This window comes from Thermobifida fusca NBRC 14071 = JCM 3263, assembly GCF_001592045.1.
Taxonomy (GTDB): Bacteria; Actinomycetota; Actinomycetes; order Streptosporangiales; family Streptosporangiaceae; genus Thermobifida; species Thermobifida fusca.
The window spans coordinates 1-10,861 of sequence record NZ_BCWB01000073.1 but is presented as its reverse complement, the minus strand read 5'-3'; the positions used below and the strand labels follow the sequence as shown (position 1 = coordinate 10,861).

Sequence of the window (10,861 nt, the reverse complement as noted above, 5' to 3'; positions counted from 1 at the left end):
TTCACCGCGCAGGTGCCGTCACCGGGGCCGCCCGGTTCACCCGGACCGCCAGGACCGCCCGGCTCACCCGGACCGCCGCCGGAGGAGTCGCCGCCGAGAGCCTCGTAGACCGCGTACCAGGCGGGCTTGCGGTTGTACTGGCCGTCGTAGAGCAGCGGAGCACCTTCACCCGGGAAGGTGTAGGGCACCCAGGAGCGCTCGTCGTCGATACCCCAGACGGTGATACCGATGCAGCGGGTCACCGCGAGGCAGGCGTTGACCACGGCCTCGTAGTCGCGGGCCTGCTGCTGGAGCTTGTACTGGTCGGCCGGCATCTGCATGCGGATGTCCAGCTCGGTGATGGCCACGTCCAGGCCGAGGTCAGCGAACCGCTGGATGTTCTGCTGGAACGTGGACGGCACCTGGCCGACGATCAGGTGGGACTGGATACCGATACCGTGGATCGGCACACCGTCGCGGAGCAGGTCGACCACCAGGTTGTAGAGGCCGTTGCTCTTAGCGTTGATGCCTTCGATGTTGTAGTCGTTGATGTACAGCTTGGCGTCGGGGTCGACCTCGTGCGCCTTGCGGAACGCGTGGGCGATGTAGTCGCGACCCATGCCGCGGTACCAGATCGAGTCGCGGAGCGTACCGTCCTCGTTGAACGCTTCGTTGACCACGTCCCAGGCGTAGACGTCACCCCGGTAGCGTCCGGCCACCACCTCGATGTGGTTCTCCATGATGGACCGGAGCTGGCTGCCGGAGAAGCCGCCGTTGTTCAGCCAGGACGGCAGCTGGCTGTGCCAGACCAGGGTGTGGCCGCGCACAATCTGGTTGTTGGCCTTGGCGAAGTTGATGATGTTGTCGGCCTGGCTCCAGTTGTACTGGCCCCGCTGCGGCTCCAGCGACTCCCACTTCATCTCGTTTTCGTGGGTGATGGCGCTGAACTGGGTAGCCGCGATGTTGCGGTACTGGGCGTCACTGTTGAGCGGGCTGTAGGCGATAGCCGTACCGAAGTGGCGGCCGCCGTTCTGGGCAGCCAGTTCCCGCAGGGTCGACTCGGCCTGTGCCGGGGCGGCCGTGACCAGCAGGCCGGCGGCAGTCAGCGCCGAGGTGAGGAGGAGGCTGAGCGAGCGTCTGGCTCGCCGCGAAGGACGGTGACGGGTTTCCGTCATCGACTTTTCCTTTCGCGCGACGGATGTTCTTTTGTGGCGCGACCGACGTGCCCCCTCAGCCTGTCGGTCAGACCGCACGTTCGGGAGCGCTCCCACGTGCGACCGGTGACAAATCTAACACGTTACGTATCGGAGTGGAAGATCGTCTTTATAAAACCCATACGGACAGCCGTTACTCAAACCTCGAGCAGGACAGTGAACGGGCCCTCGTTGGTCAACGCCACCGACATCCGCGCACCGAACACACCCGTCTCCACTCGGGCGCCCAAAGCACGCAACTCTTCGACGACCTGGTCCACCAGAGGCTCCGCCACCGGTCCCGGTGCCGCAGCGTGCCACGTGGGACGGCGCCCTTTGCGGGCGTCGCCGTACAACGTGAACTGGCTGACCACCAACAGCGGCGCGCCCACGTCAGAACACGACTTCTCGTCCTCCAAAATCCGCAGCGTCCACAGCTTCCGCGCCAGCTTGGCAGCCTCGGCAGGCCCGTCCGTGTGGGTCACCCCTACCAGCGCCAGCAGACCTGGCTCGTCAATCGCCCCCACAACCTTCCCGTCGACCGTCACCGAGGCATGGCTGACCCGCTGCACGACCGCGCGCATGACACTGCTCCTCTCAGATCAGGGTCCGGAACTGCCGAGTGTTGGAGATGACCCCGGACAGGGTCAGCGTGAACACCTTGATGGAGTCGGCAAAATCCTCCAGACCCCAGTCTGCCGGCCCGCGATACCAGGACAGTCCCTGACCGGATGCCTCTTCTGCTCCGGCAGCCGCCAAAATCCGCGCCCACTGTTCCACGTTGTCGAAGATGATCGCGTACGGCAGGTAGCGGGAGAACACGTGGACGCGCCGATCCGGCGGAATATCGTCCACCTGGGCCCGCAGCAGGTACGCGCGGAACCCCACGACGTGCGCGAACACAGCGCTGCCCAGTTTGGTCTTCGCGGGCACGTACTGGGCGCCGACCGTCACCGCGGCCCCCGCGATGACCAGCGCAAGCCCGGTGAACGCCGCGTTCGTGAAGATCGCCAGCATCACGGTGACCACTACGCCCAGCAGTGCCAGGAAGATGCCCACTGTCGTCCACTGGTTGCGCTCCCGATTGGGGCGGCGCGCAAACCACTTCAACCGCACCATGTCCCGGTACAGTTCCTCGCGCACGTCAGCTAACTGCTGGGCGAACTCCTCGCCCAGCTCGGAGAGCCGGGTCTGCGGGCCCTTCGGGAACAGCGCGTCCAATAGAAGGCGCTCATACGGCAGCAGCGTCTCCTCACCGCGCTGACCGGTCCGGGTGAGCAGCCAGTCCACCGAGGCGTAGCGTTCATGCGGCAGCTCCTCGATCCGCAGATAGCCGCGCACCGCTAAATCCACCACGGTCGCAGTGATGTCCACGACGTCTGCCTGCTCGTCGATCAGCGTGCCGATCTGCCCGGGGTGGACGTTGTCCGGGGGATGGAACTGCAGGCTGCCGCCCACCCCCGGCTCTACGGGGGCGTGGTCGGCTTTCCGCGCCTCCGACCGCAGCGCCCGCTCGTCTCGGCCACGGACCCAGATCAGCAGCACCAGGCCGCCGACCAGCACCACGAGCAGCAGCCCGAACACCCCCGCGGTCACCGGGGTGATCGCGAACGCTGAGGTGAGCGACCAGGAGCGGGACAGGATCAACGTGCTCTCCGCGGTGCCCTGCGGATAGCTCACCACGATGTCGAACGTCTGGCCCGGCTCCAGGTCGGTTTGGAGGAAACGGGCGACGAGCGCTTGAGGGCCGCCCATATCCGACGACGTGCAGTAGATGGAACTGAGCGGCTCCCCGGCCGCGCACGACAGCGCCTGCGGCGGGCTGGGCGCGTCCACCACCACCGTCGTTTCTTCCACGAACTCGCTGTAGCCGCCGATCGCGGTCCACTCCAGCTCCAACCGGTCGCCGACCTCGCTGACCGTGCCGAGCACCTGATAGTCGAGGATGACGACGGAGGCGCCCCCGGTGGCGAGCACCGCATCCATGGTGGTGTCGTCTTCAGTGACGGTGACCTCGACCGGGTCGCCTGCCCCGGTGTGCGCACTCAACCCGCTGATCTCGTACCGCCGGTCGTGGTCGGTGTCGTAGGGCTCCTGCAGCAGGAAAGTCCGAGTGAACTCGGCGGGACTCTCCCCGCCGAACGTGATGCGTTCCTGCGCGTGCAGAATCCCCTGCTCGTCCAACCGCAGCGAGATCGTGTTGACGATCTGCCCGGCAGCAGGCTCCCCTTGCTGGATGGTGTGGGTCTGCGGGTCGTGAGGAGCCGATGCTGGGACCGGGCCCCCGAGCAGCGCCCCCGTCGACACCACGGCAGCGAGGCTGAGCAGAGCCGTTCCCCTCATCGTCTACCTCACCTGTTCTTCCCCGCACACCACACACGGTGAGCCTATCGAGCGCGTCCAGCGGATCTGCGAGAAAGATGGCCGGGCAGAAGTATCGCCCTATTCGTCCTTGCATAATCAAAAAGTGACCTAAGACGGGCCGACAGTGGGGAACAAGCGGGTGCGAGGACGGAACAGCACAGCGGCACCAGCCAGGAAACGGAATTTCGGCAGCGAGTACCTGCTGCCTGCCTACACAGCACGCGCCGGGCCACGCCCCCTGGGGATCGGGGTGTCGATCTCCCTGTTCATGGGCTTGGCGTCCGTCGCCTTGGCAGGTTTCGTGCTCGTGGCCTCCTTCCTGGAGTCGGGCACCAGGCCGCTGGCGGGCACCGCGCCCCCGCCCGCCGACTCCGGTCCCGCGCCCCCTGAGGGAGCTCTGGCCCGGGACATCCTGACCACCAACCCGCTCTACTTGAGCGGGGAGCTGCGGCCGGTGACCTGCCCTGCCCCGGAGCTCGACCCTGCCGACCCGGAATCCGTGGAGAACTTCCTCCACGAGGTCACCGACTGCCTTGATGAAGCGTGGGGCACCCACCTGAGCGCCGCAGGACTAGAGTTCGAACCCCCCAACCGGATCTATTGGTACACCTCGGGGCAGAGCCCGTGCGGGACCTATCCCGCGGAGGGGACGTCCGCGTTCTACTGCCACGCAAATAAAGGACTGTACCTCGGGGTGGAAGACATCGTGGCCGATTCCGGACACAGCGACCAGGCCGTGGCGTACACGTTCCTGCTCGGCCACGAGTACGGCCACCACGTGCAGGGGGAGACCGGCATCCTCACCCAGTACCAGGCGATGCGGAGCGGCAGCGACGGCAAAGAGAACCGCGACGCGTGGAGCCGGCGCAGCGAGCTCCAAGCCAACTGTCTGAGCGGGGTGTTCCTCGGCGCGGTAGAGAACAGTTTTCCCGTGGGCACAACGGAACGCGAAGAGGTGCTGCGGGACGTCGCGCTTCGCGCTGACCGGGGGGATATCCACACCCACGGCAGTCCTGACAACGGTCAACTGTGGACCAAGCACGGCATGGACCGCAAAGACCCCGCCGCATGCAACACGTGGGAGGCGAGGGAGGAACTGGTCGACTGACCAGGAAGCCGGTGGACGAGTCACGCTGGGACGGGGAGTGGGAAGACAGGCAGACCGCGGAGAGCCACAACCGCGCCTGGGGCCCCTTCGCCGCGGTGGGGGCGGCGGTCCTCGCCTTGGCGCTCCTGCTGGGCCACAGCACCGGGGCGTTCGACGTGCTGCGGCCAGATCACGACGCCGCCGAACCGGAACCGCAGGACGCCCCCGATGACACCCGTCCAAGGCCCGACAGCAGCCTGCTCACAGAGTTCCCTGAAGAGAGCGTGCTCTTCCAGAACCCGCTCTACGCCACTGGGCGGCTGGCCTCCCCGCCCTGCCCCGCCCCGGAGCTTGACGTCCACGACGCCGACTCCATGGAGCACTTCCTGCACACGCTCACCGACTGCCTCGACCAGGCGTGGACGGTCCAGTTCGCGAAAGCCGGACTGGACTTCGAACCCCCGGAACGGGTCTTCTGGCGGAAACCCGGCAGCAGCCCGTGCCGCGACTACCCGTCAGCCGCGGGCGGCTTTTACTGCAGAGCGAACAAGAGCATCTACCTGGGGGTGCGGGACATCGCGGCTAAATGGAAGTACAGCCCGGAGAGCGTCGTCTACGCCTCGCTCCTCGCCCACGAGTACGGGCACCACGTGCAGGGAGAAGCGGGGATCCTGGAGTACTACCACGAGCAGCGCCGTCAAGAAAGCGACCCCGCCCAGCAGAGCTTCTGGACCCGCCGCAGCGAACTGCAAGCCAACTGTCTGGCCGGGGTCTTCCTCGGATCAGTGCAGGTCACCTATCCCATCGGGGACAGCGAATACGAGACGCTTCTCGAAGACGCCGCGAACACTGCGGACCGGGAGGGCAGCAGCGCCGCGGAACGCACCCACGGGTCTGCACACAACAGCGCGCTCTGGCTGGAGCGAGGGCTCAGCCACCAGACCCCCGGCTCCTGCAACACGTGGACAGCCGACGAGAGCCTGCTCGAATAGGCGGATTACCAGGGACCGTAGGGGCCGTCGCTGCCGGAGCGGCCGATCTGCCGGACCGCGGGCCGCACGTCGATCAGGAAGATGAGGGAAACGGCCAGCGCCAGGATCGTCAGGAACACGAACATGCCCGCTACCGCGGCCAGCGAGACCAGTGTGCTCGCACTGAGCAGACCCACCCACAGCCCTTTGGTCTGCTTGTCCATCGCGGGGAACGCAGGTGCGGGGGTGCGGGCCGCCTCGATCAGCGCGTACAGCGACACCACGAAGATCGCCAGATGGAAGACCTGGAACAGCAGATCGAAAAAGCCAATGGCGTACACGCGAGCACCCGACCTCTGCTTCGAAGAACCTTGCCTTCAGAGTAAACGTACGACGGCCGCGAAACGTGCCCGGACAGCACGGCCTGTTACAGAGGCAGATGCCACAGTGTTAGGGTCACCGCCATGAGGGAAGCCGACCCGCTCAACACCGCCGCCGTGGCCCTGCGGGACAGTTTCACCGGGTTCAACAGCCGGGAAACCCGCGCCAACACCTCGGGCTGGTTCTCGTTGGGCACCACCGCCATGGCGCCGAGGGGGATTGCCGCCTTGCCTGCCGCGCCGAACCGCACCAATGCCGTCGCCAGCTCGCGGGGCGAGTGGTAGCGGCGGGCATGGTCGTCCGCGCACATTTCGATGAGGAGCGCCACCGCGTTGTAGCAGCGTTCCATCAGCCGGATCTTCGGGAAGGCGCGTTTCAGCGAAGAAAACGGGAGGAGGACAAGGTCGTGGCGTTGCCGCAGGTGGGCGTGCTCGTGGGCGAGGACTGCGGCAAGCTCTCGGCGGTCCAGTACTTCCAGGGCTCCCGCGCTGATGACGATCTGCGGGTTCAGCACGCCGGGCAGGCAGTAGGCCGCCGCTGCGGGATGGTCGAGCACCCGCGCCCCGGGAATCTCCGGGTGGTCGCGGGCGACCAGGGCGAGAAGTGCCCGATGGCGGCGGCGGGTCCGCACGACCTGGATGAAGGAGACCGCCAGCCCCCAGAGGAGCACGGTGGTCAGGCCGACCGCGGCGACGATTGCTGCCACGCGGGTTGCAGCGAAGTGCCCCTCAGCCAGAACCCCCAGTTGGAGGCCGTTCGCGGCAGCATCCTCGGCGAGGGCGGCCAGACCGAGAAGAATTCCCTGCCCGTAGGGGGCGAGGCCGAACGCTAGCAGGGCGCCAATGGTGGATATCCCCCACGCCAGCCCCAGCGCCTGCCAGGCGACCACAGCGACATGCGGGCCTCGGGAAGGCCACTGGGCACGCAGCAGGTGGTGGGCGGCGAGAAGGCAGCCGCCTGCGATCAACGTGAGCAGTGCGGCAACGACCATTCAGCTACATCCTTGATCTGTCGCTCTCCCCGTGCTCCCCGTGGTTCTCCAAGAGGAGGCGGCGGAGCACTTCGGCTTCCTGCCCGCTCATCGAGCGGACGAAGGCCGCCAAAGCGGCATCGCGGTCACCAGTCTGGCCGAGCGCGTCAAGCATCAGCTCCGAGATGTAGGTCTCTCGGCTGGCTGCCGGGCGATACCGCCACGCACGTCCGTCGCGGTGCCGACGTACGACTCCTTTTTTGGCGAGCCGGTCAAGCACGGTCATGACCGTGGTGTGGGCGAGGTCGCGGTCTGCAAGAGCACGACCTACTTCCCGAACCGTCATGGGCTCGGTTTGTTCCCACAGTACATCCATCACCGCGCGTTCAAGGTCGCCGAGCCTGGTCTTCATAGAAGTCAGTTTACTGTTGGTAGTACTACACCGTGTAGGAGGGAAGGGTTCCGCTCTCCGGCAGGCACTGCACGCCATGGCCTGGAGCGCAATCGGTGACGAGACGCGGGGCCGTGGGGTCGAACCTGGTGGCGCAGAGCGCCCTGCGCCGGGACGCTAGCGGACTGGTCCAGAGCGCATGAAACGGAAGCGCCCCGGGGCGGTGACGGGGCGCTTCCTCCAAGAAGGTCCGCAAGAGCTACGGCTTCGCCTCGTACTTAGGGGTGCCGCGCAGGCCCAAGCCGAGCAGGATGCGGCCGAAAGCGGGCGAGACCCGCTCTTCCAGGAAGCGGGCCACCGTGTAGTAGATCCCGGCGACGACCACGGTGACGAGCTCGGTGAGTACTTCCTCCGGCAGCTTGATCCCGAGATGGGTGGCAGCGAAGGTGGTGAGGGCCCCGACGATCAACGGCACGGTGGTGCGGACGATGGATGTGAGCATGGACGACCTCCCGGCCGACGGGCTGACAACGAAGGTGCGGGCAAGGGGAGGGGTCGGGGAGCAGACTTAGGCGGTGCAGGAGCGAAGCAGGGCGGCTCAGCGCAGCCAGACGTGTCCTTTGAACGTGGCGCGCCGAATAGTGAAGGGCTGTTCCCCGACGTTGTAGACGCGCAAGTCCATGGTGCGTCCGGAGCCGAGACGGTTGACGACCGGGAACACGGGGAACGACCGGCCTTCAGTGCCGATGCCTTCTGCGATCGGGTGCAGCGAGTACTTCTTGGTCGCCCGTTCCCAGTCGGCCATGCGCACTTGGACGTCTTCGCCTTCCGCCAATCCTTCAATATCCAGCCAGAGCGCACCGTTGAGATCGCAGGGCTTGGAGATGACGGCGAGGCCGTCCTTGTGCGCGGTCTTGGCAGTGTCCGTCCACACGGTGTCCCAGCGCAGTGAGACGTATTGCTTGGGTGGGACGACGACCTCCTTGGTCTGCGCGATGTTGAGGTAGTGCGGCACCTCGTCCTCCTCGGTGTCGGTGGTTCCCCAGCGTGCTGGCTTACTGAAGACCCCGTCCCGGACCATCCGGTAGAGCGTGTCACCGGGACAGGACGTGCTGATGAAGTCGCGGTGGCCTTTGACCGTCCCGGCGATGGACGTCGCCGGTTCCATGAGCCATTCGCGGAGCTGCCGGACCGCGTTGATCTGGGCGTCGGTGATCGTGTCGGAGGGCCCGCACATGAGCGTCACCGAGTAGTAGGTCGCGTTGCCGCCCGGCTGGGCGGCCTGGGATTTGTACAGTCCGCGGCCTTCGAACACGTAGCCGTGCGGGCATGCTCCGAAGCTGTTGCCCGTGAAGTAGACAGTTCCGGCGCGCCGGGCCAGCCAGGTGGCGTTCGGGGTGCGGACGCACCACACACGCCCCGTATACGGTTCTTCGGCGATGGTGAGGCCCGGTGTCGCAGCTTTGGGGGCGAAGTCCTGGGCCGTGTCGAGGTGCACGAGCCACACGTCGGCGGGGGCGGGGCCGGGCAGGGTGCGGTGGCGCAGCGATGCCGGGTATCCCGCCAGGATGGCGGCGAATTGGAAGGCTTCGGCCCGCCGCCGGTCCCGGTGGACGAGAGCGGTGCGGGAGGCCGTGGTCGTGCCGTGGGCGCGGCACGCGCGCACAGAAGTGTCGATGAAGAGGTTGAGCTGAGCCCGAGTCAGGGAGCGCAGGAAACCGAAGCTCACTGCCCCGTCGGGGATGTGTTCGAGCAGCATCCGGCTCGCCCCCGGGGACAAGTGGAATTCCACGCAGGACCGGGTGAGGCGCTCTCGCCACCAAGGCCTCCGGCCGCCTCGGGAAGGCTGCGGTGCAGGGGGACCGAACAGGGAGTGCAGTGCTGCTCGGATCCGGGCTGCTCCGAGCCCGTCCCTCTGGGAGAGGGCGAGGGTGGCGGAGTGGCGGCTGCGGGTGGCGTGGTCGCCGAGCCAAAGCCACGCTACGAGCTCGACGAGAGCATCTGACCATTTGGGTTCGGTAGGGAGGTCCCGGCACGGGGCTGCCTGGGGGATGCGGTCCCCGTCGGTCAGGGTTTCGGTCGTGGCCCACGTGCGTTCCCGGCGGGTTTCCTCAGACGCCGCCGTGGTGCGGGTGGCGCGTTCCACGGGCCAGCGGTGCTGCGGGGTGGTGAGTGAGGAATGGGTGCGCCCCTCCATGCGGATCATGGTCCGCGGTTGCGCGGGAAACACGTAGACGTCGAGGATCGGCTGCCATTCCGCGAGCCCGGTGCTGTGGTTCAGGGTGAGCGCGAGGTCCCCTGGGGCGGTTTCCCGGAATGTCTTCCAGCCGTCTGTGGTGAGAATTTCGGTCTCTTCGTCTACGCAGTAGCCGATGTCTGCCCAGCCGCGCGCTGGGCCGGTGTGGAATGATCGAGTGTTTTTCCAGTAGTTGATACAGGCGCTGTGGTCTTTGGCGGCGAGGTTTTGGTTGGAGCCGTCGTAGTGGATGACTAAGCCCAGTTTCGGGTTGGCGTATGAGGCGTTGGAAGGTCCCCACCCGAGGTCGGACCTGGACACAAATCGCTCGGGTTTGGGCATGTGTCCTCCAAGCGGAAAACAGGCTTTTACCAGGGCTGTTACTGGTTGTTCCGCGACAAGGGGGACTTGATAACCAGTTGAAGAAAAGCGGTCACTACGTTCCGTAAAAAGGGGTGGCCGCAATTTCCTCGGTCCATCGGGAAAGAAAACGGCAATAGTCGAATTCGGGAAGCTGTCGGGAAAGCGTGGCGATGTCGTATTAAGCGGTTTTTGTCGGCTGCGCGACAGGAAAGCGTCTTTGCTTCCTACGGGCGGTGGATCCCCGGGATTCCCGGTGCTGCCGGGCATGCGGCGCAAAGAAGTGCGGCTGCAGGCTCTGCGCCTCCAGCCCTGGCCCTGCTCTGAGCAGGGAGGCCTCCGCTGGGCGGACGGTGCTGTGCAGGCGCAGGCGCCGGCACCAGGGATGCCATGCGACAGTAAGGAGACCGTAAGTAGAGTCTCCGCTACTGTCCGAAATGCTGTGCCGGGTGTGACGTATGTGAGTTTTGTCGTATTCGGTGGGCGGGTGTGTCGGGCCTTTGCCCAGACAGGTAAGGGGAAGGTCAAGAAGGCCTGACCTTTCGCAGAACCAGGCCCAGGCAATCCCCACCCCGAGTGCCGGTGCCCACTGACCTCGTGGTCAAGATGGGAACACTGCGCCCTTGGGCGAATGTTGACCTTGAGGTCAGCAGCAGTACAACCGCAGAGGACCGGAAGGGACGGGGAACCGAGTGGCGTCACAGACTCCGGGTACGGAGGCTCAGAGCCAGACGGTGCAGCCCGGCAGGATCGCCGCCATCAGCCTGCACACCTCACCCCTCGACCAGCCCGGAACCGGCGACGCCGGTGGGATGAACGTCTACATCGTCGAGGTAGCCAAGCGGCTGGCGGAGCGCGGGATCGCCGTCGACATCTTCACCCGGGCGACCTCCTTCGAACAGCCTCCCGAGGTCGAACTGGCGCCCGGG

10 protein-coding genes and 1 pseudogene are annotated in these 10,861 nt (G+C 66.2%); 3 read left to right on the top strand and 8 right to left on the bottom strand.

Annotated features, from left to right (window positions below; genetic code table 11):
* The 3 genes from TF1_RS15495 to TF1_RS15485 form a co-directional block, all read right to left on the bottom strand.
* Positions 1–1,154, bottom strand: a 1,154-nt coding sequence (locus TF1_RS15495) for an endo-1,4-beta-xylanase (protein WP_061784018.1), incomplete at its 3' end; no start/stop codon positions are given.
* A gap of 176 nt (positions 1,155–1,330) precedes the next feature.
* Positions 1,331–1,756 carry a D-aminoacyl-tRNA deacylase gene (dtd, locus tag TF1_RS15490; protein ID WP_011293345.1) on the bottom strand — a complete coding sequence of 142 codons (426 nt, stop codon included), beginning with the start codon at positions 1,754–1,756 and terminating at the stop codon, positions 1,331–1,333.
* A gap of 13 nt (positions 1,757–1,769) precedes the next feature.
* On the bottom strand, positions 1,770–3,515 hold the full coding sequence (locus TF1_RS15485) for a DUF2207 domain-containing protein (RefSeq protein ID WP_011293344.1): 1,746 nt from the start codon (positions 3,513–3,515) through the stop codon (positions 1,770–1,772).
* Positions 3,516–3,786: 271 nt separating this feature from the next.
* Between TF1_RS15485 and TF1_RS15480 the strand changes: the two genes are divergently transcribed.
* Both TF1_RS15480 and TF1_RS15475 read left to right on the top strand, forming a co-directional pair.
* A complete protein-coding gene (locus tag TF1_RS15480) occupies positions 3,787–4,644 on the top strand; it encodes a neutral zinc metallopeptidase (protein WP_016189371.1) in 858 nt (285 codons plus the stop codon).
* Between the two features lie 11 nt (positions 4,645–4,655).
* Positions 4,656–5,615, top strand: coding sequence for a neutral zinc metallopeptidase (locus tag TF1_RS15475; protein WP_011293342.1), 960 nt, complete (start codon positions 4,656–4,658; stop codon positions 5,613–5,615).
* Positions 5,616–5,620: 5 nt separating this feature from the next.
* On the opposite strand, the gene TF1_RS15470 is transcribed toward TF1_RS15475, so the two are convergent.
* The 5 genes from TF1_RS15470 to TF1_RS15450 all read right to left on the bottom strand — a co-directional run bounded on the left by TF1_RS15470 (position 5,621) and on the right by TF1_RS15450 (position 9,914).
* Complete coding sequence (locus TF1_RS15470; protein ID WP_011293341.1) at positions 5,621–5,935, bottom strand: DUF2516 family protein; 315 nt, start codon at positions 5,933–5,935, stop codon at positions 5,621–5,623.
* An 86-nt stretch (positions 5,936–6,021) separates the two neighbouring features.
* Positions 6,022–6,966 carry a M56 family metallopeptidase gene (locus tag TF1_RS15465; RefSeq protein ID WP_011293340.1) on the bottom strand — a complete coding sequence of 315 codons (945 nt, stop codon included), beginning with the start codon at positions 6,964–6,966 and terminating at the stop codon, positions 6,022–6,024.
* A gap of 4 nt (positions 6,967–6,970) precedes the next feature.
* Positions 6,971–7,357 carry a BlaI/MecI/CopY family transcriptional regulator gene (locus TF1_RS15460; protein WP_016189369.1) on the bottom strand — a complete coding sequence of 129 codons (387 nt, stop codon included), beginning with the start codon at positions 7,355–7,357 and terminating at the stop codon, positions 6,971–6,973.
* A 238-nt stretch (positions 7,358–7,595) separates the two neighbouring features.
* A complete protein-coding gene (locus TF1_RS15455; protein WP_011293338.1) occupies positions 7,596–7,838 on the bottom strand; it encodes a hypothetical protein in 243 nt (80 codons plus the stop codon).
* 96 nt (positions 7,839–7,934) lie between these two features.
* Positions 7,935–9,914 (bottom strand): N-acetylmuramoyl-L-alanine amidase, encoded by a 1,980-nt coding sequence (locus tag TF1_RS15450; protein ID WP_016189368.1) that lies wholly within the window; start codon positions 9,912–9,914, stop codon positions 7,935–7,937.
* 710 nt (positions 9,915–10,624) lie between these two features.
* Here TF1_RS15450 and TF1_RS15445 point away from each other — a divergent pair.
* Positions 10,625–10,861 (top strand): annotated as a pseudogene (locus tag TF1_RS15445) (glycosyltransferase); the annotation flags it as partial.